Below are 25224 nucleotides of genomic sequence, written 5' to 3' on the forward strand. Positions count from 1 at the left end.
AGTTGTTTGTTAATTTTACACCGAATTTAAGTATAATATTGGAAATAAGTTAACTATGATAAACTTTATTTTAGAGCCATGGCCGTGGTATGTGTCGGGAGTGTTAATTGCTTTGGTTATGTTTTTATTGTTGATGATGGGAGACCGATTTGGAATGTCATCTAACCTAAGAACTTTGTGTACTATTTGTGGTGCAGGTAAAAAAACAGCTTTTTTTAGCTTTGATTGGAGGTCTCAAAAATGGAATTTGTTGGTGATGATTGGAGCTGTTATTGGTGGTTTTATTGGAGCTCATTTATTAAGTAACACTACTGGTGTAAATATTAGTAAGGAAACCATAACAAGTTTACAACAGTATGGAATTAATAGTTCAGAAACATCTTACTTACCAATTGAAATTTTTAATACTTATAGCATTAAATATATTGTGCTGCTAGCAATTGGTGGTTTTTTGGTTGGTTTTGGTGCGCGTTATGCGGGAGGTTGTACTTCAGGTCATGCTATATCTGGGTTAAGTAACCTACAATTTCCGTCTTTAATTGCCGTTGTTGGTTTCTTTGTGGGAGGTCTGTTTATGATTCACGTTTTATTTCCTTTAATTTTTTAGTTAAATAAGTATGAAAAATATAGCATATATAAGTATTGGAGTTTTGTTTGGTATAACCATGTTTAAATCTGAAGCAGCTTCGTGGTTTAGAATTTATGAAATGTTTAATTTTCAGGCATTTCATATGTACGGAATTATTGGAGTAGCTGTAATATTAGGGGTAATTATAACAGCTTTTATTAAAAGAAATAAGATAAAAACTTTTTACGGTGTACCTATTGTTTTTGATGATAAAGAGAGAGGTTTTAAAAGATATATGTTTGGAGGAATTATTTTTGGATTGGGTTGGGCTTTAGCAGGAGCTTGTCCAGGCCCTATGTTTACCTTGCTTGGTGCAGGTTTTTTTAGCTTGTTAATTGTAGTTGCTTTTGCAATACTAGGGACTTATGTTTACGGAGTTCTTAAAGACAAACTACCACATTGATAAAATGAAAATAGGTTGCATTTAAAAAGTAAATGCAACCTATTTTGTTTTAATCTTTATCTAGCTTAATATTAAAGCTAGGGGCTTTGTAATTTTTATCTAGATAATCTTTTGGAATGGTTGTCATGTTTCCGTCTCTTGTTGCACGGTAATGAGGTGATAAAATTTCTATTCCGTTTTCATTACATACATCTTGTATATTTTGATGTAAATCTGAATAAATCACTGCTTGTTTGGCTACTGTTTTAGTATAGGCATTTAGTTCATAAGATACATAGTAATCATCTAAACTAGTTTGTAGTACAAATGGTTTTGGAGTGTTAGACAATTCGTTAGTTCTAATAGCCGCTTCAATTAAAGTTTCATGAACCAACTTCCAAGGAACATCATAACCTAAAGTTACAGTAGTGTGTAATATTAGTCCGTTTTCATCGGCAATACTAGAGTAATTAATAATATTACTAGCTAAAATAGTAGCGTTTGGTACAGTTATAATTTCATTTTTAACTGTTTTTAATCTTGTAATTAACAGTGTTTTTTCAACCACATCTCCTTTTAAATCGTTTAGTTTAATTCTATCTCCAATTTTAAAAGATCTCATATAAGTTATTACCAAACCAGCAATCATATTTGAAATAGCAGTTGAAGATCCTAAAGAAAACAATACCCCTACAAATACAGAAACACCTTTAAAAACATCGGAACCAGAGCCTGGTAAGTATGGAAATATTAAAATAATAGTAAAAGCGTAAAGTAAAACTCTTGCAATACCATAAGTAGGCATAGCCCAATCTGGATGGAAACCGTTAATTTTTAGCTTTTCATGTTTGATTTCATTAAAAATATATTTTACAAATTTTGAGAAATATCTCATCACAAAATAAATAACAACAATGCTAAATAAATTGGGTAAAAATGAAATAATACTGTTTATAACATTGGTAAGTGGATTCCATATTAACCCAAACAATGTGTCAGCCCAGTCTCTAGTAAAAGGAAAAATACTAAAGATAATAGGGAGTGTGATGTAGAGTAATAATATATAAACAATAATTTTTAAAGTGGTAAATATATAAGATACCAAGACCAAAGATTGTTCTGTAGAAACTAATACATAATCATTGTATTTAATATCTTTTAACCAGCTTTCTTGATTTTTTTTAATTATATAATCAAGCTTTCTAAACAAACGGGTGACAAATTTAATGATTAGCCAAGTGATTAAAATTGCTCCTAGTGTTAAAGCAATACGGATTAATAGTTTTTGTAAACTATTTTCTTCTTTAGCGTTGGTAATTGCTGATTGAATTTGATTTTTAAACCTCTCAGCAGTATCTTTTATAGTGTGATTATACCATATGGCATCGGCTTCAGAAATACTCATAATGATGATTTCTTTGTACACAATATCATAACTATTTTCGTACTTAGATATTTTAATTTCTTCAACATTTAAGAAATCATCATTGTACAAAGCTTCTATTTTTTTTGAAATATTATTTGCTCTTTCTTTAGGTGTAGAAGATCCTATTTTTGTATATATTGAAAATAAAGTATCGTTTAAAACACCAATAACAGGAAATCCTTTAGCTGTTTTTCTAAGTTCATCAATCCTAGCTTTTTTTTCTGAAATTCTATCTAGTTCACTTTGTTCAATTTGTTTCAACTGATTTAATAATTCTTCTTTTTTTAAATTATCAGTTGTTTTTAAGGATTTTAAAGTGTTTTCTAATTCAACTTTTTTAATAGAATCTTTAATTCGCTGTTGTTGAATTTCATAAATTTTTTCATTAAAACTATTTAATAACGCAATGTTAATAGAATCATTATTCTTGGCAATACTATCATGTGATTGTTGAATACTATCAGTAGTTATTTTGTCTTGAGAGTATGTAAATGAACTAGAAAAGTATAGTAGTAATGTAAAATAAAATAGTTGTTTCATGTTTAGTTTTCAAATGTTAGTTATAACAATATACATTTTTTAAGATAAATATTTTTCTAAAAGCACCTCAATAAATAAGTCGCTGTAAAAGAATGTATAATTCTTTTTTCATCACATTGCTTTAATATATCAAGGCAAAAAATCAAGTTTTTACTTTAATCGAATGTATGTTAAAAATAAATACGATGTTAAAATATTTTAAACTTGACTATTAAATTTTTTGTCTTTTTTTGAGTAAGTAAAGTACCGATAATAACAAGGCAACAACTGCAATGCTAATAACCTCTTGTAGGGTAAGACTAAAAAGTAATACAATAATGATTATAGAAGATAAAATAGGAATAATAACACCTCCTGGTAGTTTAAATTCACTAGAGGTATATGCTTTGTTTTTTCTTAATTTAATTACAGATAATGAAACTCCTAAATAGACAAGAAGTATTGTGGCACTTGCAATAATTGCTAATTCTTCAAACCCCCCAAGGGTACTAAAAATAAAAGCAATTACACTATAAGTTATAATTGAAATATAGGGAGTGTTAAATTTAGGATGTATTTTAGCAAGTTTGTTTATAGGGAGTGTTTTGTCCTTAGCAGCTTTGTATAAAACTCTTGGAATACCTAAAGATTCACTACTTAAATAACCAAACATAGATACACCAGCACCAATTGTTAATATTGTAAACCCTATAGGACCAAAAATATTATTGGCAACCTGACTTAAAGGGTTTTCGCTAAAACTAGAAAGTGTATTACCTAAAACACCTTGTGCAACGGTTTGTATTAAAATATAAAGAATTAAAACTCCAGTAATACTAATAAAAATAGCTTTTGGAATATTCTTTTTAGGATTGATAATTTCCCCACTGATAGACAATGCTGATTCTGCTCCTTGAAAAGCAAAAAATAACAACAATGATATTTTTCCTATTTGAGAAAAACTTGGAGTTGTTTCAATTACTAAATTTTGTATACTTATTTCTTTCCAAGAAAAGAATACCAACAACAAGAGAGGAATTAATTTTATTATGGTAATAATTTTAATTAACCTAATACTCTCTTTAATTCCTATAACATTTAAATATCCTAAACCATTAAAAACAATAAAAGAAAATAATATTTTAACTGTTTTTGAATTAAAAAAAGGGAAAATAGAACTTAGTAAATCACATATGGCATTGGTTACTGCAGCATCAGCTGAAATGGCAGATATTACAAAAAGAATAGCGGTTAAAAATCCAAAATATGGTCCAAAAGAAGATTGAATATAAGCGTAAACACCTCCAGAATCTGTTACTTTACTACCTACTTCTGCAAAGCAAAGCATTACTAAAGTAATTAAAATACCACAAAATAAATAAGCATAAATACTAGCTGCTCCTAAACCTACTGCAACAATTGCAGGTAAAGCAAAAATACCAGCTCCAACAATGGTGTTAATTATATTAGCACTTAATCCTAAAACACCAACTTTTCTTTTTAAGTCTTGCATTGTTTTTTACAAAATTGAATTACTAAACTAATACATTACATGGTTAATAGATGAGTATAATAACAGATTTACTCTTGTTATTATACAGTTATTTTAATTGTTGTTTTATCCATTCTAAAATACGATAACGGGTAGTGGTAGAAACCCAATGTTCATTTATTGGAGTAATTAGTTTTTCTTTTTTACTTTGTATGGCATTATAAACAATATAACTTGTAGTTGGTGGACATACATTATCGTTAAATCCCCATGTCATAAACACAGGTACATCAATTAATTTTGCAAAATTTACCACATCATAATAAGAAAGGGTATTTATTTTTTCTGGAGTATTCATGCCATCAAACTTGGTAAATAAATGAGGATAGCCTCCAGCTCTGTTAGCCTTATAACCAGCCATGTCACTTAAAGCAGGATGATTGGCTGCACAAGCAGTTATTCTTTTATCTAACCCTGTGGTGATTAGTGCCAAAGCACCACCTTGGCTACCTCCTTGAGCAATGACGTTTTTTCCATCCCATTCTTTTAACGAGGTTAAATAATCAATTGCTCTAACACAAGACAGGTATACCTTTTTCATGTAGTAATTGTCCTTGTTATCTAGCCCATTAACCAGATAACTGTTGTTTTTAGAACCAAAAGCTTTGCTAATTTCTTTATAAGTTTTCTGATCTAAATCGGGTCTTATTCCGTGAATTTCCATGTCAAATCTAATGTATCCGTTTTCTGCATAAAAAATGTGCTTTAATGGATCCATAGGTTTTATTCCAGCTCCAGGAGGAGAGAATACAACAGGAAATTTTCCTTCTTTTTTAGGAATGGTTAAATATCCGTATACAAAATTTCCTTTTTCAAAAGTTTGGAGTTTTATAAGATAACAATCAACCAAATCATTTGAGTATTTTGGAATAAATGTTTTTGAAATTTCTACGGGACATTCATATGCTTTTTGTTTGTTTTTTTGCCAGAAATCAACAAAATCATTAGGGAACATGGTATAGGGACGTAATTTTTCTGGAGAAAATCCAACTTTAATATGATGTTTGTATTCTTGACCGTTTAATTTTAATTTCAGTTGGCAATCTTTAAACCCAGGAGTAGACATAGTACCAATGGGCAATGTTGCTTTTCCGTTTTTTAAAGTAATGATTCCTGATTTATTACTAGGCATTAGTTCTGAACCGTAGCTATATGCTATTTTAAGATTATTTTGTAAAATACCATATTCATATACAGATATATCAATAGTAGCTTGTTCATTTATGCTATAAAGCCAATTGGAATGATTAGGTGTTGTTACCCACAAAACATCACTTCGATAAGATCCATTTTGTGCTTGACTAGTAAGTGTAATGATGAAATAGCATAGAAATAAAAAAAATCTTTTCATTTGATAAACAGCTTTTATAAAATTTAAAAGTTCAATATAATGAAAAACTCTTAACAAATTTATGTTAAGAGTTTTTCATGACTTTATATATAATTATGTGGTTTAATAGAAAATTACGGTTAAAAACATTAATTTATTTTAAGTTTTCCGTTTTTAAACAACTCATATGCAGTTTGGTAATTGGCAATAGTTTCTTCTGTTAAATGTGCATTGTCTTCTTTTAATATTAAGGTATTTTCATTAGGGTTCCAAGTGTAGGTATTGCTCCCTTTTGTTTCATTAATAATAACAATATCATTCCCTTTTCGGTATCCTAATTTTCTATGATTGGCAATAAAAGCTCTTTCATCATTGGAATTCATTTTAGAAATGTCTTTTCCAAATATTTTAGATTGATAAGACCAGTTTAACCATCCAAATAAAGTAGGTAGTAAGTCAATTTGAGAACAAAGTTTGTTTACTTTTTGAGCTTTTACAGTAGGAAGGTTGTAAATTAATGCAGGAATATGATAACTAGAAACATCTAATTCTGTTCTACCGGCACTGTATGCACAATGATCTGACATAATTACAAACACAGTGTTTTTAAACCAAGGTTGTTTTTTAGCATCAGAAAAAAAGCGTTTCATAGCCCAATCGGCATAACGTAATGCAGATACTCTATTTCCAGATTTATCATTAATATATCCCTCAGGAAAAGAATAAGGTCTGTGGTTTGTGTTGGTCATAATAAAGTTAAAGAAAGGTTTATTTTCTTTAACTTGTTTGTTTATGTGTTTGATGGCTTTGTTATAAATGTCTCCATCGCAAACTCCCCAAGCGTTTTCAAAAGTAATTTCGTTTTCGGTAAAAATGGTTCTTTGGGTGGGGAACTCATTTTTGTTAGTACTTTCTTTAGGGTGGTCTACAATATCAAATCCGTTGTTACCAAAATAACCATTCATATTATCAAAATGTCCATCACCTCCATAAAAGAAAGTTCTAGTATATCCTTTTTCTTTTAATATTTCACCAATAGTAAACAAGTTGTTGTTATTAGGCCTTTTTACAATGCTACGGCCTGGTGTAGGAGGAATGGCAAGGGTAATGGCCTCCATTCCACGAATAGTTCTGGTTCCAGTAGCTTGTAAATTGGTGTAAAAAACACTTTTTTGAGCAAGACTATCTAAAAAAGGAGTTAATAGTTCTTGATTTCCAAAGTATTCCATAAAGTTAGCATTCATGCTTTCTAAACAAATAAAAACAATATTGGGTTTTTGTTCTTTACCGTTGTTTTTAACGCTTCTTAGAATGTTATTAGGGGTTAATAATTTTCCGTTTTTTTCTAAGAGTAATTGTTGAACAATATTTAATGATTTTTGTTTAGGTTGAGTGATGTAAAATTCATCATAATCTAATTCATTTGAATTATAAGCGGCAAAAAAAGAATAGACACCAGATTTTGCTAATTCGTTTTCATATCTATTGTTAAAAATTTCTGCTTGATTGTTTTGTACATATAAATGAAAAACTCCTGCTACCAATACCCAAAAACCATATGGAATTATTTTTCTTACATAAGAATCGTTATTGTAAAAAGTTTCTACAAAAACTTCATTCTTTTTGGCAATGTAAAAAGCTCCAATAGTTACCAGTATAATAATACCAATTAATAAAGGAAGAGGATAAGATTGGTTGATGTTTTCTATGACCTCATAAGTATATAGTAAATAATCTACAGCAATAAAATTATATCTTCTGGCAAATTCCTCCCAAAAAGTAAATTCTCCTAAAAAGGCAAAAACAAAAAGAAAAACCAATAAGAAATAGGTAAAGTAAACAAGAGATTTGTCTAACCAATTTCCGTAAAATTTTTTAGGATATAAAAACCAATACAAACCATATATTGCCAAAATATAGGCAAGAGTTCCAAAATCGTAAAAGAGCCCAATACCTAGTACTTTTAAAAGATTAAATAAAGAAAACTCAATATGATTAATAGACCATATATAAAGACTAGCCCTAACAAGAAAAGAAACAATTAAAAATAAAGAACTAAAACTTTTTAATAACTTAAAACGTTTAGGAAATAATAGCGTTGAAATATTAAGCATGTAGGTTTTTTCTAAAGATATAAAAATTAATGAGCATCTAACCAATTGTCTCCCATGTCTGTATCAACTACTAAGGGAACGCTTAATTTATAAGCGTTTTCCATTTCAGAAATAATCAATGGTTTTAAAGTGTTGACTTCTTCTTTATGCATATCAAAAACCAATTCATCATGAACTTGTAAAAGCATTTTGGTTTTGTAATTGCCTTTTTCTAGTAAATTTTGAATTTTAATCATGGCAATTTTAATAATATCTGCAGCTGTTCCTTGTATAGGAGCGTTTACAGCATTTCTTTCATCGGCAGAACGAACAATGGCATTGGCAGAGTTAATGTTTTTTAAATATCTACGTCTGTCTAATAATGTTTTAACATATCCATTTTCTTTGGCAAAATCTACCTGACTAGCCATGTATTTTTTTAATGTAGGGTAAGTTTCGTAATAAGTATCAATTAATTCTTTAGATTCTTTTCTGCTTAAATTGGTTTGTTGGCTCAATCCAAAAGCAGACACTCCATAAATAATTCCAAAGTTTACAGTTTTTGCTTGGCTACGTTGCTCACGAGTTACTTGGTCTAAAGAAACTCCAAAAACATTGGCAGCGGTAGAACGGTGAATATCATCTCCGTTTTGAAAAGCCGCTAGCATTTCAGGATCTTGACTTAACTCAGCAATTAATCTTAATTCTATTTGAGAGTAATCGGCAGCAAATAAAGTGTAGTCGTTATTCTTTTTAACAAATGCTTTACGTATTTGCTTTCCTCTTTCTGTTCTTATAGGAATGTTTTGTAGGTTAGGATTGTTAGAACTTAATCTACCTGTAGCAGCAGTTGCTTGGCTATAGGTAGTGTGAACTCTGTTGGTAACTGGGTTTACTTCGTTTGGCAAAGCATCTACATAGGTATTCTTTAATTTTACCAATCCACGATATTCTAAAATTTTAGCTGCAATTTTATGATCTGTGGCTAGTTTACTTAAAATATCTTCACCTGTTGCGTATTGACCTGTTTTTGTTTTTTTAGGTTTGTCAACCAATTTTAAGTTTTCAAATAAAACAATTCCTAATTGTTTTGGAGAGGCGATGTTAAATTCTTCCCCAGCCAAAGTATAGATTTCTTTTTCTAAAAGTGCAATATCTGTGGTTAGTACATCAGACAATTCTTTTAAATAAGGAACATCTAGGTTAATTCCAGATAATTCCATTTTAGCCAATACTTTTAATAATGGCAATTCAATCTCATCATATAATTTCTCTAGGCTGTTTTCTCCTAATTCTTTTCTGAACTGCGTTTCTAACTGAAAACAAACATCAGATTGTTCACAGGAATAAGGAGTTGTAATGTTTAAAGAAACATCAGCTAATTTTATTTTATTTCTTCCTTTTCCAATAACATTGTCTTGATGCGTTACCTCGTAATTTAAATAAGTTTCAGACAATACATCTAATTGATGTCTCATGTCTGGATGTAATAAATAATGAGCCAAACTGATGTCAAATATTTTTCCTTGTAAAGTAATGTTATAGTTTGCTAAAAACTTGAGATTGCTTTTTACATCGTAAGCTATTTTTTCAATACTGTCGTTTTCAAAAAAAGCTTTTAGTTCTGTTAAAATTTCATCTGTATTTTCTGTAACGGGAATGTAATATCCTGTATTGGCTTGGTAAGAAAAACTAAAACCAATAATTGTATCAATAAAATTCTCCCTTTCGGTAACAATTTCAAAAGCTACTTTAGGTTGATTGATCAGTTTGTTGATAAATAATTTTCTTGCAACTTCGGTATTGATGTATTGATAAATAGGTTTATTACTACTAATGGTATTAAAACCAAAAGACGAAGTAGTGTTTGTTTGTTCTGGATTAGCAAATAAATCTAACTGGGGTTCATTTTCTTTGTTTGCAGTATTTGCAACTTCTGTAAGTGTTTCTGCCTGTGGTGTTTCTAATGCAAAAATTTTATTTACTGTATCAGCAATACGTCTAAATTCTAATTCTTGAAAAATCTTTGTTGTCTCTTCAATATTAGGAGAACACATGGTAAAGTTTTCTTCATGATATTCTACGGGGCAATCTAAAATAATAGTTGCCAGTTCTTTAGATAGTAATCCAAGTTCTTTGTTGGCTTCTATTTTTTCTTTCATTTTTCCTTTTAGCTCATGCGTATTGGCTAAAAGATTTTCCATAGAACCGTATTGTTTGATGAATTTTTTGGCAGTTTTATCACCCACACCAGGTAAACCAGGAATATTGTCTACAGCATCTCCCATCATTCCTAAATAATCTATGACTTGTAAAGGATTATCAACCTCAAACTTTTCTTTTACTTTTTCTATATCCCATATTTCAATTCCATTCCCCATTCTAGCGGGTCTATACATGAATATATTTTCAGAAACCAATTGCGCATAATCTTTATCGGGGGTAACCATATAAACCTGACAACCTTCTTTTTCAGCTTGTTTAGATAGGGTTCCAATTAAATCATCAGCTTCATAACCTTCTACCTCAATAATAGGAATATTCATAGCTTTTAAGATTTCATGAATATATGGAACTGCAATTTTTATGGCTTCGGGTGTTTCTTGCCTGTTAGCTTTATAAGCTTCAAAAGCTTCTGTTCTGGTTATAGACCCACCTTTGTCAAAAGCTACAGCTAAAAGTTCTGGTTTTTCTCTTTTAATAACATCTAACAAAGAGTTTGTAAATCCTAGAATTGCAGAGGTATCCATTCCTTTAGAATTGATTCTAGGGTTTTTTATTAAGGCATAATATCCTCTAAAAATCAACGCAAATGCATCTAATAAAAATAATCTTTTTTGTGTAGCCATAAATCAAAAATTAAGAATGGTAAATGTAAATTAAAAGTTATAAAGGTGAAAAGTTATAAGTTATAAAGTTTGTTTAAGCGTTAATTCATGATAAAGTTAAAAATGGGGTTTAATTAAATGAAATGATGGAGTGTAGTATAAAAAAGAGTAAAAATAATTGGGTTTTTTTGTATAATTCAAAAAAAAGTTATAATACAATGTTTTTTGTATATTTGTATAAACATTAGTAATGCTTTTATACTAATTATTAAACGTTTATATATGACTAAGTTTGGTGATTTAATCAATGTTGAAATTCCTGTTTTAATAGATTTTTACGCTCAATGGAGTGATGAAGAAGAAGAAACAACTGGAGTTGTTTTAAGAGATGTAGTTGCTGCTTTGGGTGATAAGGCCAAGGTAATTAAGATTGATATTCAAAAAAATGAAATTTTAGCAAATGCTCTAAAGGTAAAAGGAAACCCTACTTTTGTAATTTATAAAAATGGAGTTATGAAATGGAGGCAATCTGGTGAGCAAGATGCCAATACCTTAATTAGTTTGGTTCAACAATATGTTTAAGGAATAGCCTTAAAAACATAGCCCATATTTGTTAGTTCTTTCAAGATTGTAGGAAGTGCTTTTTTAAGTCTAGGAAACGCTTTTTCGCTATCGTGAAATACTACAATACTACCTTTTTCTACTTTTGATAATACGTTTTTAATGCAATTTTTGGCAGATAAACTTTTATCAAAATCTGCACTTAATACATCCCACATAATAATTTTGTAACCTAAATCTAGTAGTTTTTTAGATTGTGATAGGCTTATTTTACCATATGGAGGTCTAAATAGCTTTTGGTTTTGTGTAGGGATTAGTTCTTCAGTTAGTAAAGCGTTGTTAATGTAGTTTTTAGTGTTTGTTTTCCAACCTTTTAAGTGGTTAAATGTATGGTTTCCTACTCGATGTTTTTGACAAATAATTTGTTGAAAGATATCGGGGTGTTTTTTAATATTATCTCCAATACAAAAAAAGGTTGCTTTTGCATTGTACAAATCTAATTGTTTTAAAACCCAAGGAGTAATTTCAGGAATAGGTCCGTCATCAAAAGTTAAGTAAATTTCCTTTTTGTGAGTGTTAAAACTCCAAGTCCATTTGTTAAAAATGGACTTGAAAATTTTAGCAGTTTTTATAGGGTAAAACCTCACAATATTATTGATAAATGTTTTCGAATAACTTAATGTGTTGCATAAATTCCTCTTCTACTTTCTTTTTATAATCTTCGTCTTTATCATATTTGTTAACGTCAGCAGCAATGGTTTGGTACATTTTGAACTGCGTTTCTACTTCAGAAAATAAATAAGTTAAATCATTTGGACTAAATTGGCTGTAATAGGTTAAATGCTCTTGGAAAGCTTTTATCAATACATCAGCAGCTTTTCTAGCTTTTTCTGATTTGTTAATAATGTAGTATTGTTCTGGAAAACCTAAACAAACTCCATATTGTTGATATTCTTCAATAGGCATTTTGTTGTAACTTAAGTCTAGCATTTCTTCAGCTTTTTCAAGTTCACCTTTGTTAATTAAAGCCTCTACCAGTCTAGAGATGGTGTTTCTGTATGAGATAGAATTTTTTCTAGATTCTACATCTAAATAAAAATCTTTTCCATGGTTTCCAAAATTCCATTCTTTAACTTTTTCGTATAAATCATCACTATCAATTCTCCCCATTCCTAAAATTCCATATTCATTTTTAGTTTTAATAGGAACTAATTTATAAGCCATACCAGATAGTTGTAAATAATCTTTCAAATAAATATATTCCTCATCAGCATTGGCTCCTCCTGTAAAGTAAATAGGATGTTTCCAGTTGTTGTTGGCAAGAATATCTAACATTAAAATTCTGTTTTTAGACAATCCACGTTCGTCTATGTCTAAATCCATAGAATCTACAATTTTATCAGCATCTTTTTGTTTTACAGTTCCGTTAGCCAAAACAGTTTTTTTATCAACTGTTAAACGTAATTTATTTGTTGGATAGAATTTTTCAAATTTACCATCACTTACTTCAATATAAGTTCGTTTGTCCGATGAGCTAATCCACATCATAAAATCATCAATATTCCAACGATCTTTTACTTGCCCCATGTGGTAAGCAACGTCTAAACTACCATGTCTGTATTGCTTATGTGTTAATTGTGATGGAATAGGATCAGATTCGTAAGCTTTACGTTTCATTTGATCGATATACCAATCTGTAGCCAGTAAACTAGAGTTGATGATTTTAATATCAGTTCTGTATTTTTCTACTTCTTGTAAATACCAAAGAGGGAAGGTGTCATTATCTCCAATGGTAAATAAGATAGCATTTTCATCACATGAATCTAAATAAGCTTTGGCGTTAAAGTAAGCAGTGTATCTGTTAGATCTATCATGATCGTCCCAGTTTTGAGAAGCCATTAAAAGAGGGGAAACCAATAAACATACACAGGTAACTCCTATGGCTACTGCTTTTGTGGCTTTATATTCATTAATTTTTTCAATAATAGCATAAACACCAAAACCTACCCACATGGCAAATATGTAAAAAGAACCTACTATAGCATAATCTCTTTCTCTAGGTTCAAAAGGTTTAGGATTGGTGTAAAAAATAATAGCAAAACCAGTAAAGGCAAAAAACAATAATAGATTGTAAAAGTTTCGTTTATCTCTAGCATATTGAAACATCAAACCAATGATTCCAAGAATAAAAGGAATTCCAAAATAAATGTTTCTTCCTTTGTTGTTAATCACATCACTAGGTAAATTTGTTTGTGGTCCTACAAATAGTTTGTCAATAAAATTAATTCCAGTAATCCAATTACCATTTAAAGGATCCATGTTTCCTTGAATATCGTTTTGTTTTCCTACAAAATTCCAAAACAAGTATCTAAAATACATATAACCAAACTGATATTCAGCCATGTATTTTAAATTTTGAGCCATGGTTGGTTTGGCTTGACTACTTTTAGGGATGCCCGCAATCATTTTATAATTTTGTTCTAAGCTAGGAACAACCATTCGGGGAATAAACCCTTTGTGTAAATCGCTAGTTTTTTGCTGAGCATTTTTATAATCATTTACAATAATATACTTTCCACTTTTTTCATCTTTTTCGTACTTAGGTTTTACATCTTCCATAATTACTTCACTGTTAGCATCTCTAGCCGGTTCACGATTGTATTTTTCAGAATAAAAAGTGTCGTAAAAAATATTAGCATCACCGTACTGTTCACGATTGTAATAAGCCAAAAGTTCTCTAGCAGATGAAGGATTGTTTTCATTAATAATAGTATTGGCATTGGCTCTAATAGGTAGCATTAACCAACAAGAAAAACCAATCATAACAAACATAATAGATAGCAAAGCTGTGTTTCCCAAATACATATTGTTTTTGCGAGTATATTTTAGTCCAAAATAAAAACCAATAATAATAACAATACCAGCAATAATTGTTCCTGTATTAAAAGGTAGGCCTAGGTTGTTGATAAAAAACAATTCTGAAGCACTAAAAAATAATAAGGTATAAGGGAATAAAAATTTAAAGATGAAAATAAGAGTTCCAATAGCAATTGCATTGGCTAAAATAAAAGTTTTAACAGTGTATTTTTCATAATAATGGTTCAAGTATAAAAAGACCAATGATGGAATTACCAATAAAGATAATATGTGTACTCCAAAAGAAAGCCCTATAATTAAAGAAATTAAAATCAACCATCTGTTGTTTCTAGGTTGCCCAAAAGATTTTTCCCATTTTAAACCTAACCAAAAAAGCAAGGCCATTAAAAATGATGACATTGCGTAAACTTCAGCTTCTACAGCACTAAACCAAAAACTATCAGAAAAAGTATAGGTTAAACTTCCAACAGCAGCACTACCTATTATAGCAATGATTTTGTTGTTGTTTAACAGGTTGTTTTTAATAGCAATCCTTCTAATAAGGTTTGTTAAAGACCAAAACATAAAAAGAATGGTAAAGGCACTTGCTAAGCCAGACATAAAGTTTACAGTGTAAGCAACATTACTAGCTGAAAAACTAAACATAGCAAAAAAAGCACCAAGCATTTGAAATAAAGGAGCTCCTGGCGGATGACCAACTTCTAATTTTACAGCGGTTGATATATATTCTCCACAATCCCAAAAACTAACTGTTGGTTCTAAGGTAAGCGTGTAAGTAATTAAAGCTATAGCAAATACAACCCATCCTGTGATGATGTTCCATTTTTGATAAATGTTTTCTTCCATATTATTGTTTCAGAAACTAAAATTTTAGTCACAAATTTAAATAAATATAAATGCTGAAGTACTTTTAAGCAAAAAATGTTCCAATGGTAGCGCTTGAGTAAAAAATAATAAAACATTAAAATGTTGATTTTCAATCAGAAGGTTGTCAAGAGTAAAAAAAAGTGATTTTTTTTTGAAAAAAGTTTTGCAGAATTGTAGATGTGCTGTATATTTGCAACCGCAAACGCACTGTCCCATGGTGTAATGGTAACACAGCGGTTTTTGGTACCGTCGTTCAAGGTTCGAGTCCTTGTGGGACAACAAAAAAGTCTTAATCCTTTTGGTTTAAGACTTTTTTATTTAAAACGTATTTTATCTATACTTTGTTTGTTGAATATGATATGTAGTCTTTAAGATTAAAATATTGTGAATCAATAAAAAACTCGTATATTTGCGTTGAAAAAATAATTGAAATTGATAAGTGGGGCTAATTAGCCCCACTTTTTATAGATATATATGGACAAAAACAAAGTTGAAACATACATTAACGAAGCCTTACAAGAAAATGCCGAGTTGTTTTTGGTAGACTTGTCTATAGGGGTAGATAATAAAATATCAATCATTATAGATGGAGATAAAGGAGTACCTTTAAGTGAGTGTATTCGTGTAAGTAGAGCTGTAGAAGCAAACTTAGATAGAGAAGAAGAAGATTTTAGTATTGATGTTGCAACACCAGATATTGCAAAACCAATTGTGTTGCAAAGACAGTATATTAAAAATATAGGTAGGATATTAAATGTAACTACCGAAAACGAAAAGTTTGAGGGAACTCTTGAATCGGTTACAAACGAAAATATTGTTTTAACTTGGAAAACAAGAGAGCCTAAAGAAATAGGAAAAGGAAAGGTAACTGTAGAGAAATCAGTGACTTTAGCTTACAGTGAGATAAAGGAAACAAAAGTAAAAATATTATTTAGTTAAAATATTTAAATGGAGAATATAGATTTAATCAATTCATTTTCAGAATTTAAAGATGATAAGAACATTGACCGTGTAATGTTAATGTCTATTTTAGAAGAAGTTTTTAGAGCAGCTTTAAAAAGAAAGTATGGTTCTGATGACAATTTTGATATTATCGTAAACCCAGATAAAGGGGATTTAGAAATTTGGAGAAACCGAATTGTAGTTGAAGATGAAATGTCTGAAGATGACAATGAGGAAATTGAATTGTCTGAAGCTAGAAAAATCGAACCAGATTTTGAGGTTGGAGAAGAAGTTTCTGAAGAAATTAAATTACATCAGTTAGGTCGTAGAGCAATTTTAGCCTTACGTCAAAACTTAATTTCTAAGTTATATGAACATGACAGTACTATTTTGTACAAAAAGTTTAAAGAATTAGAAGGAGATTTATATTCTGCAGAAGTTCATCATATAAAACACAATGCTGTTATTTTATTAGATGATGAAGGAAACGAAATAGTATTACCAAAAAGTGAGCAAATTCGTTCAGACTTTTTTAGAAAAGGAGATTCTGTAAGAGGAATTATTAAAACAGTAGAGTTAAGAGGTAATAAACCTGTAATTATATTGTCTAGAACAGCACCAGAATTCTTAACAAAATTATTTGAACAAGAAATACCAGAGGTTTTTGACGGTTTAATTACTATAGAAGGAGTTGCACGTATTCCAGGAGAAAAAGCAAAAATAGCTGTAGATTCTTATGATGATAGAATTGATCCTGTTGGAGCTTGTGTAGGTATTAAAGGATCTAGAATTCACGGAATTGTTCGTGAGTTAGGAAACGAAAATATTGATGTAATCAATTATACAAAAAATGTACAATTATACATTTCTAGAGCATTAAGTCCTGCTAAAGTTGTAAAAATAGATATCTTTGAGGCAGAAGGAGAAAAGAAAGCAAAAGCTGAGGTTTATTTAAAACCAGAAGAAGTATCTAAGGCTATTGGTAGAAATGGTGTAAATATTAGATTGGCAACACAATTAACAGGTTACGAAATTGACGTGTTAAGAGAAGGAGCAGAAGATGATGAAGATGTAGAATTGACAGAGTTTTCTGACGAAATAGAAGCATGGATTATTGACGAGTTCAAAAGCATTGGTTTAGACACCGCTAAAAGTGTAATAGACAAAGATGTGGCTGAATTAGTGAGCAGAACCGATTTGGAAGAAGAAACAATCATTGAGGTTCAACGTATATTAAAAGAGGAATTTGATAGATAAGGTAGTCAGTAGCCTTTAATCAAAACATCTTCTTAAACAAAAAAATAGTAAAAAGTATATATGTCTGTAAGCAAAACATTAAGGCTTAACAAAGTTTTACGAGAATTAAACATATCGTTAGATAGGGCGGTAGAGCATCTTTCATCCAAAGGGATAGAAATAGAGGCTCGTCCTACAACAAAAATTTCTAATCAAGAGTATCAAATCTTATTAGACGGTTTTCAAACGGATGCCCAAAAGAAAGCCGATTCTAAAGAAGTAGGAGAAGAAAAGAGAAAGGAAAAAGAAGAATTACGTTTAGCTCAAGAAGAGAAAAAACGTAAAGAAGAAGAGGAGAAAAACAGAATTCTAAAAGCTAAAGCTGAAAAGTTAGAGTTGAAAACTGTAGGGAAAATAGATTTAGAGTCTAAACCAGCTCCTGTACAAAAAGAAGAGCCAAAAGTAGAGGAGGCTCCTAAGCAAGAAACTGTTAAGATTGAAGAAAAGCCAAAAGAACCAGAGGTAATTAAGGCTAGTGCTCCTAAATTGGGAGGTCTTAAAATAGTGAAATCTGCTCCAGAAGTAATTAAAGAAACTCCTAAGGTAGAATCAAAACCTACTCCTGTAAAGCCAGAAGTAAAGAAAGAAGAGCCTAAAGCAGAAACTCCAAAGGTAGAAGTGTTTAAAAAAGACAGTCCAGCTTCTGTAAAACCTGAGGTAAAAGAAAAAGCACCAGAGGTAAAAGCAGAAGCACCAACAACTACAGGAACTAATAATCCTGAAGAAGGAGGAGAGCCAGAAGCTATTAAAACACAATACCAAAAACTTACAGGGCCAAGACTTACTGGTACTAAAATTGACTTAAAACAATTTGAAAGACCTAAAAAGAAAAAGCCAGATCCAAAGGCAGCTAACACTGCTAATGATGCTAAGAAAAAGCGTAAGAGAATTGTAAAACCAGGTACTCCAAATACAGCAAACAACCGCCCAGGTGGAGGACCAGGACAAAACAGACAAGCAGGAGGACCAGGGCAAAGAAATAATGCTGGTGGACCTAATAGAAGACCTGGAGGACCAGGACAAAGAGGTAGATTTTCTGCACCTGTTACTAAAGAGGAGCCTACTGATGAAGAAGTACAAAAACAAGTAAGAGAAACTCTTGAAAGATTACAAGGGAAATCTAAGAAAAATAAAGGTGCTAAATATCGTAGAGAAAAACGTGATTTACACCGTCAGCAGACTGAAGATGCTCAAGCACAAGAAGCTGCAGATAGCAAAATACTTAAAGTTACAGAGTTTGTAACAGTAAGTGAAGTAGCAACTATGATGGATGTTCAGGTTACTGAAATTATTTCTGCATGTATGATGTTAGGAATGATGGTAACAATGAACCAACGTTTAGATGCAGAAACAATTAAAATTGTAGCTGAAGAATTTAATTATGAAGTTGAATTTGTTGGTGCAGAGGTTGAAGAAGCAGTAACAGAAGAGGTAGATAGTGAAGAAGATTTAGAAGAGAGAGCTCCTATTATTACAATTATGGGACATGTAGATCACGGTAAAACTTCATTATTAGATTACATTCGTGAAGCAAATGTAATTGCAGGAGAATCTGGAGGAATAACTCAACATATTGGAGCTTATTCTGTTAAAATTAAAACAGGACAAAAAATAGCCTTTTTAGATACACCAGGTCACGAAGCCTTTACAGCTATGCGTGCACGTGGAGCTCAGGTTACGGATTTAGTAATTATTGTAATTGCTGCCGATGATGATGTAATGCCACAAACAAAAGAAGCAATTAGCCATGCACAAGCAGCAGGTGTACCTATTGTTTTTGCCTTGAACAAGATTGATAAACCAACAGCTAATCCAGATAATGTTAAGCAACAATTAGCTAGCATGGATATGTTGGTAGAAGATTGGGGAGGTAAATATCAATGTCAAGAGATATCTGCAAAATCTGGACAAGGAGTTGAAGAGCTTTTAGAAAAGGTAGTATTAGAAGCTGAAATTTTAGAATTAAAAGCCAATCCTAACAAGCCAGCTGTTGGTTCAGTTGTAGAAGCTCAGCTAGATAAAGGTAGAGGATACGTTTCTACTATTATGGTACAAGGAGGTTCTTTAAGAATTGGAGATTATATTTTAGCAGGTAAACATTCTGGTAAAGTAAGAGCAATGTTTGATGAACGTGGTAAAAACGTTGAAGTAGCACCACCATCAACCCCCGTTTCTATATTAGGATTAGATGGAGCTCCTCAAGCTGGTGACAAGTTCAATGTTTTTGAAGATGAAAGAGAAGCTAAACAAATAGCCTCTAAACGTTCTCAATTACAACGTGAACAATCTGTAAGAACTCAAAAAACTCTTACGTTAGATGAAATTGGTCGTCGTATTGCATTAGGAGACTTTAAAGAATTAAACATTATTTTAAAAGGAGATGTAGATGGATCTGTAGAAGCCTTAACAGATTCTTTCCAAAAATTATCTACTGAAGAAATTCAGGTAAATATTTTACATAAAGGTGTTGGAGCCATTACAGAGTCTGATGTATTATTAGCTTCTGCTTCTGATGCTATTATTGTTGGGTTTAATGTAAGACCTGCCGGAAATGCAAGACAAGTAGCAGATGTTGAAGAAGTAGACATTAGAACATACTCTATTATTTACGATGCTATTAATGACTTAAAAGATGCTATGGAAGGTATGTTATCTCCAGACACTAAAGAAGAGTTATTAGGTAACGTAGAAATTAGAGAGGTTTATAAAATATCTAAAGTTGGTAATATTGCTGGTTGTATGGTTATACAAGGTAAGATTACTAGAAATTCTAAGGTTAGAATAATTAGAGATAGCATTGTAATCCACGATGGTGAGTTAACAGCATTGAAACGATTTAAAGATGATGTTAAAGAAGTAACCAAAGGATATGATTGTGGTGTTCAAATTAAAAACTACAATGATATTGCTGTAGGAGATGTAATTGAATCTTACGAAATAGTAGAAGTTAAAAAGAAATTAAAGTAATTTTTCACTATCATAAATTAAAGCCCATCTATAATTAGATGGGCTTTTTTTGTTGATTAATAATGTTTTGGATATAAATAAAATCAAGTTTATGATGTTGTTTATTTTTTTAATACTATGTTTGTACTTTATTAAATTATATTATTACAAAGTGAAAAAAGGTACAGTAAAGTTCTTTAATGAATCAAAAGGATTTGGATTTATTATTGACGATGAAACAAAACAAGATTATTTCGTGCACATCTCAGGATTAATTGACGAAGTTAGAGAAGGAGATGCAGTTGAATTTGACTTAAAAGAAGGTAGAAAAGGATTAAACGCAGTTGACGTTAAAGCTTTATAATATTTACTCTTTTTAAAGAAATCAAGAACCCGCTTAAACCATATAAGTGGGTTTTTTTGTGCCTATGTTTTTGGAAATAAATCAAATAAAAAAAGAGCATCTTAATTAGATGCTCTTTTTATTTATAAGGTAAATTATTTATCCAATAATAGAAGATAATTTTTCTCTTTCTTCTTCTGCCAATGCAGCATCAACTAATATACGTCCAGAATATTCATCTATTGTAATTTTTTTACGACTAGCAATTTCTATTTGAACTTGCGGAGGAATAGTAAAATAAGATCCTCCAGCAGCACCTCTTTCAATAGCTACAACTGCCAATCCATTATTTACATTGCTTCTAATTCTTTTATAAGCAACTAATAAATGATTGTCAATTTTTTCAGCCATTTGCTCTGAAAGTTTGTTTAATTCATTTTGTTCGTTTGCCGTTTCGCTTAAAATAGCATCTAACTCAGATTTTTTGTGATCTAAGTGAGATTGTTGAGCGTTTAATTTTTCAGTAGTCTTAGCTATAACTTCTTTTTTGTGTTCAATTTTAGCATAAGCTTCTTTAATTCTCTTTTCAGCTAATTCAATTTCTAATTCTTGAAATTCAGCCTCTTTTGTTAAAGAATCAAACTCTCTGTTGTTACGAACTGTTTTTTGTTGCTCAGTGTATTTTTTAACCAATTCTTTAGATTCCTCAATACTTTGTTTTCTGTTTGAAATTTCAGTTTCAAAACTAGCAACATCTTGGTTTAATTTTTCTATACGAGTTGATAACCCAGCAATTTCACTGTCTAAATCTTCAATCTCTAGTGGTAACTCTCCTTGAACACTTGTGATTTCATCAATTCTAGAGTCGATTAATTGTAAATTGTATAAAGCTCTTAACTTGTCTTCTACAGATACTTCTTGTTTAGTTGCCATAATAACTATGCGTAATATATTGGGTTTGTACTTTTATTCGATAAAATGATTGCAAAATTACGAAATTTTTCTTTAAGATAATCAACTAATAAGTTTTTTGTAAACTGTTCACTTTCGTAATGTCCTATATCGGTAATTAACAACTTTCCTTCGGCCTTATAAAATTCATGATACTTAAAGTCAGCTGTAATATAGGCATCAGCACCTTTGGCTATTGCAGCATTAATACCAAAACTACCAGATCCACCAAGTACAGCTACTTTTTTAATTTTTTTAGGAATAGGACCAGAGTGTCTAATACATTCTGTATTCATTTTAAGTTTTACATAACGTAAAAAATCGTTAATTTCCATTGAATCTGTTAATTCTCCAATCATTCCAATTCCAATATGTTGATTGCTGTTCTCTATAGAAGTAATTTCATATGCTACTTCTTCATAAGGATGATTTTTTAACAAAGTTTTAATGACTTTACTTTCTAAGTGTTTTGGAAAAGTAATTCCTATTTGGGTTTCTTTTTCTTTAGAAGTAATTCCTTTGGTTCCTATTACAGGGGTTGCATTCTCATTACCTTTAAAAGTACCTATTCCATTAATATTAAAACTACATTCACTATAATTTCCTATGGCACCAGCCCCAACTTCAAAAAGTGATTCTCTAAGAGTTTCTGCATTGTTTACAGGAACATAAGTCAATAATTTTTTAATAGTTCCTTTTTGTGGTATTAAAACTTCTTTGTTTTTTAGTTGTAAGACTTCACACATTTTAGCACTTACTCCTTTAAAAGAATTATCTAAAGCAGTATGTGTAGCATATATGGCAATATCATGTTTAATGGCTTTCATAACCACACGTTCTACGTAATTATTTCCATTAAACTTTTTTAATCCTCCAAAAATAATAGGATGAAAGCTTATAATTAAATTGCATTTTTTTTCAATGGCTTCATCAACAGTTTGTTCTAAAGTGTCTAAAGTAACCAGCACTCCTGTAGCTTCAGTGTTATAATTTCCTACCAGTAAGCCTACATTGTCAAAATCTTCGGCATAAGCCAAAGGAGCAATTTTTTCTATATAATTTGTAATTTCTTTAATCTTCATAATCAAAAATACAGATTTTGTTCTATTTGTTGTTTCTAGATGTTAATTGTTTTAGTTTTGAAATTGTTATTTAACCATCATTCAACAATGAATTTCATTACGATATTAAGAATTTTACTTTTACCATTTTCTATTTTGTATGGAATTATTGTGTCTGTTAGAAATTTATTTTACGATTTAGGAATTTTAAAATCTACTAGTTTTACACTTCCATTAATAACAGTTGGAAATTTAAGTGTTGGAGGTACAGGTAAAACACCACAGATAGAATATTTAATTCGGTTGTTACAAAAAGAATATAAGATAACAGTGTTGAGTAGGGGCTACAAAAGAAAATCGGAAGGTTTTGTATTGGCTGATAAAAATACAACGGTTGAAGAATTAGGAGATGAACCTTTTCAGTTTTATCAAAAATTTTCTAAAATAAATGTAGCAGTCAATGGAGATAGGGTAAAAGGTGTACAACAAACACTAAAGTTAAAACCTAAGACTAATTTAATTTTGTTAGATGATGCCTATCAGCATAGAAGTATAAAAGCAGGGTATCAAATATTGCTAACAGCTTATACTGATTTGTTTTACAAAGATTTTATGATGCCAACGGGTAATTTACGTGAACTATGGTGGGGAAAGCATAGAGCCGATGTAATTATTGTAACAAAATGTCCATCAAACCTAACCCTAGAAGAACAAGAGAAAATAACCAAGAGAATAAACCCTTTAAGTCATCAATATGTTTTTTTTACCAAGATTAGTTATGCAGAAAAATTAAAAGGTAGTAATGAACTTTTATTAACTACTTTAAAAGAAGAAAAAGTAGTGTTGGTTACTGGAATTGCTAAACCAGCCCCTATGGTAAACTATTTAAAAAATATAGGAATTGATTTTGAACATTTAAAGTTTCCAGATCATCATCATTTTACAGATGATGAAATTAATTTAATTAAGGAGAAAGCCAAAATAGCTAAAATTTTAACTACGGAAAAAGATTATGTACGATTGGAAAAAGAAATAAAAGAATTGTATTATTTGCCTATAGAAACAGTTTTCTTAAACAACCAAATAATGTTTGATGAACAGGTAATACAATTTGTAAATAAAAAAGCACCATAAAATATTTTATGGTGCTTTTTTATTTGAAAAAGTAATATTTAGTAGTTAAAAGTACCAAATTCACTATTGATTTCTAAACTTTTTTGTCCTTCAGTTTTAGCAGCTTCTACTCGACCAACAACTTTAGCATCTACATTAAAAGATTTTGAAATTGCAACAATATCTTCTGCTATTTCTGCTGGAACATAAATTTCCATTCGGTGTCCCATATTAAATACTTGGTACATTTCTTTCCAATCTGTACCAGAATTTTCTTGTATCAATTTAAATAAAGGAGGTACCTCAAACATATTGTCTTTTACAATGTGTAGGTTTTCTACAAAGTGTAAAATTTTTGTTTGTGCTCCTCCAGAACAATGTACCATTCCGTGAATTTCTTCAGGAGTATATTTAGCTAAAATAGCTTTAATAATAGGAGCATAAGTTCTTGTTGGAGATAAAACCAATTTACCAGCATCTATAGGAGAGTTTTCTACAGTATCGGTTAATTTTGTGTTTCCAGAATAGACTAATTCTTCAGGAACAGCAGCATCAAAAGATTCAGGATATTTTTCGGCTAAATATTTATGGAAAACATCGTGTCTAGCAGAAGTTAATCCGTTAGATCCCATTCCTCCATTGTAACCTTTTTCATAGGTTGCTTGTCCAAAAGACTCTAAACCTACAATAACATCCCCAGGTTTAATGTTGGCATTGTTAACAACATTACTACGTTTCATTCTTGCAGTAACGGTAGAATCTACAATAATAGTTCTTACCAAATCACCAACATCGGCAGTTTCTCCACCTGTTGAATGAATGGTTACACCAAATTCCTTTAATTCAGCTAATAATTCTTCAGTTCCGTTAATAATTTCAGAAATTACTTCACCTGGAATTAAGTTTTTATTACGTCCTATAGTAGATGATAGCATAATATTATCTGTAGCACCTACACATAATAAATCATCAATATTCATAATTAAAGCATCTTGAGCAATTCCTTTCCATACAGAAGCATCTCCTGTTTCTTTCCAATACATATAAGCCAAAGAAGATTTTGTTCCAGCTCCATCAGCATGCATAATCAAACAGTAATCATCATCATTTGTTAAGTAGTCGGGAACAATTTTACAGAATGCTTTTGGGAATAATCCTTTATCAACATTTTTGATAGCGTTGTGTACATCTTCTTTAGAAGCTGATACTCCACGTTGGCTATATCTTTTACTTACTTCAGAACTCATATTATTGTTTGTTGTTTATAATAGTTTGCAAATTTAGTTATTTGATTTTTATCAACCGTCATAAAACGCAATAAGGTTTAAAACTGTTAAAAATCAGTTTTTTTTATGTGTTAAAGTAGTGATGGTGTTTAGGTATTGTTAAATTTACATATGATTTTTTATGAATGCGTAAAAAAATCAAATACTACGTAAAAATACGTAGTGTTTGGATTGGCTGTTCGAATAATTATTTTATATTTGCTTTCGTTAAGATAAAAAGAAA

General features: G+C 30.5%; 18 protein-coding genes and 1 tRNA gene. 9 read left to right on the forward strand and 10 right to left on the reverse strand.

Annotation, left to right across the window (positions count from 1 at the left end; all coding sequences use genetic code 11):
• Positions 1–58 precede the first annotated feature (58 nt).
• Together ACXGQT_RS00345 and ACXGQT_RS00350 are read left to right on the forward strand one after the other, a co-directional pair.
• The gene (locus ACXGQT_RS00345) at positions 59–607 is read left to right on the forward strand and encodes a YeeE/YedE family protein (protein ID WP_457830788.1); all 549 of its coding nucleotides are present in this window, start codon (positions 59–61) and stop codon (positions 605–607) included.
• A gap of 10 nt (positions 608–617) precedes the next feature.
• Entirely contained in the window at positions 618–1031 is a 414-nt protein-coding gene (locus ACXGQT_RS00350) for a DUF6691 family protein (protein ID WP_457829453.1), read from the forward strand.
• Between the two features lie 49 nt (positions 1032–1080).
• On the opposite strand, the gene ACXGQT_RS00355 is transcribed toward ACXGQT_RS00350, so the two are convergent.
• The 5 genes from ACXGQT_RS00355 to polA all read right to left on the reverse strand — a co-directional run bounded on the left by ACXGQT_RS00355 (position 1081) and on the right by polA (position 10779).
• Positions 1081–2976, reverse strand: coding sequence for a mechanosensitive ion channel domain-containing protein (locus tag ACXGQT_RS00355; protein WP_457829454.1), 1896 nt, complete (start codon positions 2974–2976; stop codon positions 1081–1083).
• Between the two features lie 211 nt (positions 2977–3187).
• Positions 3188–4468, reverse strand: a complete 1281-nt coding sequence (locus ACXGQT_RS00360) for an APC family permease (protein ID WP_457829455.1) — start codon at positions 4466–4468, stop codon at positions 3188–3190.
• Between the two features lie 88 nt (positions 4469–4556).
• Positions 4557–5858: an acetylxylan esterase gene (locus tag ACXGQT_RS00365; protein WP_457829456.1), complete on the reverse strand. Its 1302-nt coding sequence runs from the start codon at positions 5856–5858 to the stop codon at positions 4557–4559.
• Between the two features lie 128 nt (positions 5859–5986).
• Positions 5987–7951 (reverse strand): LTA synthase family protein, encoded by a 1965-nt coding sequence (locus ACXGQT_RS00370; protein WP_457829457.1) that lies wholly within the window; start codon positions 7949–7951, stop codon positions 5987–5989.
• Between the two features lie 26 nt (positions 7952–7977).
• Complete coding sequence (gene polA, locus ACXGQT_RS00375; protein ID WP_457829458.1) at positions 7978–10779, reverse strand: DNA polymerase I; 2802 nt, start codon at positions 10777–10779, stop codon at positions 7978–7980.
• Positions 10780–11040: 261 nt separating this feature from the next.
• On the opposite strand from polA, the gene ACXGQT_RS00380 reads away from it, so the two are divergent.
• Positions 11041–11340 (forward strand): thioredoxin family protein, encoded by a 300-nt coding sequence (locus ACXGQT_RS00380; protein WP_457829459.1) that lies wholly within the window; start codon positions 11041–11043, stop codon positions 11338–11340.
• Here ACXGQT_RS00380 and ACXGQT_RS00385 read toward each other — a convergent pair.
• Together ACXGQT_RS00385 and ACXGQT_RS00390 are read right to left on the reverse strand one after the other, a co-directional pair.
• Positions 11337–11966 (reverse strand): polysaccharide deacetylase family protein, encoded by a 630-nt coding sequence (locus ACXGQT_RS00385; RefSeq protein WP_457829460.1) that lies wholly within the window; start codon positions 11964–11966, stop codon positions 11337–11339. The genes ACXGQT_RS00380 and ACXGQT_RS00385 overlap by 4 nt on opposite strands.
• Before the next feature lie 4 nt (positions 11967–11970).
• The gene (locus tag ACXGQT_RS00390) at positions 11971–15042 is read right to left on the reverse strand and encodes a glycosyltransferase family 117 protein (RefSeq protein WP_457829461.1); all 3072 of its coding nucleotides are present in this window, start codon (positions 15040–15042) and stop codon (positions 11971–11973) included.
• Between the two features lie 229 nt (positions 15043–15271).
• Between ACXGQT_RS00390 and ACXGQT_RS00395 the strand changes: the two genes are divergently transcribed.
• The 5 genes from ACXGQT_RS00395 (at position 15272) to ACXGQT_RS00415 (ending at position 20611) form a co-directional block, all read left to right on the forward strand.
• Positions 15272–15342, forward strand: a tRNA-Gln gene (locus ACXGQT_RS00395).
• A gap of 195 nt (positions 15343–15537) precedes the next feature.
• Positions 15538–16002: a ribosome assembly cofactor RimP gene (rimP, locus tag ACXGQT_RS00400; protein ID WP_457829462.1), complete on the forward strand. Its 465-nt coding sequence runs from the start codon at positions 15538–15540 to the stop codon at positions 16000–16002.
• A 9-nt stretch (positions 16003–16011) separates the two neighbouring features.
• On the forward strand, positions 16012–17262 hold the full coding sequence (gene nusA, locus ACXGQT_RS00405) for a transcription termination factor NusA (protein ID WP_457829463.1): 1251 nt from the start codon (positions 16012–16014) through the stop codon (positions 17260–17262).
• Positions 17263–17322: 60 nt separating this feature from the next.
• Positions 17323–20268 (forward strand): translation initiation factor IF-2, encoded by a 2946-nt coding sequence (infB, locus tag ACXGQT_RS00410; RefSeq protein ID WP_457829464.1) that lies wholly within the window; start codon positions 17323–17325, stop codon positions 20266–20268.
• Between the two features lie 151 nt (positions 20269–20419).
• Positions 20420–20611, forward strand: coding sequence for a cold-shock protein (locus tag ACXGQT_RS00415; RefSeq protein WP_073119422.1), 192 nt, complete (start codon positions 20420–20422; stop codon positions 20609–20611).
• Positions 20612–20749: 138 nt separating this feature from the next.
• On the opposite strand, the gene ACXGQT_RS00420 is transcribed toward ACXGQT_RS00415, so the two are convergent.
• Together ACXGQT_RS00420 and ACXGQT_RS00425 are read right to left on the reverse strand one after the other, a co-directional pair.
• Positions 20750–21523, reverse strand: coding sequence for a zinc ribbon domain-containing protein (locus tag ACXGQT_RS00420; RefSeq protein WP_457829465.1), 774 nt, complete (start codon positions 21521–21523; stop codon positions 20750–20752).
• 5 nt (positions 21524–21528) lie between these two features.
• Positions 21529–22623, reverse strand: coding sequence for a Nif3-like dinuclear metal center hexameric protein (locus ACXGQT_RS00425; protein ID WP_457829466.1), 1095 nt, complete (start codon positions 22621–22623; stop codon positions 21529–21531).
• Between the two features lie 96 nt (positions 22624–22719).
• Here ACXGQT_RS00425 and lpxK point away from each other — a divergent pair, with 96 nt between their 5' ends.
• A complete protein-coding gene (gene lpxK / locus ACXGQT_RS00430) occupies positions 22720–23736 on the forward strand; it encodes a tetraacyldisaccharide 4'-kinase (RefSeq protein ID WP_457830789.1) in 1017 nt (338 codons plus the stop codon).
• Positions 23737–23774: 38 nt separating this feature from the next.
• Here lpxK and ACXGQT_RS00435 read toward each other — a convergent pair whose 3' ends face one another.
• A complete protein-coding gene (locus ACXGQT_RS00435; protein WP_457829467.1) occupies positions 23775–24962 on the reverse strand; it encodes an AIR synthase related protein in 1188 nt (395 codons plus the stop codon).
• Positions 24963–25224 lie beyond the last annotated feature (262 nt).

The sequence above is a fragment of the Wenyingzhuangia sp. IMCC45467 genome (assembly GCF_054111205.1).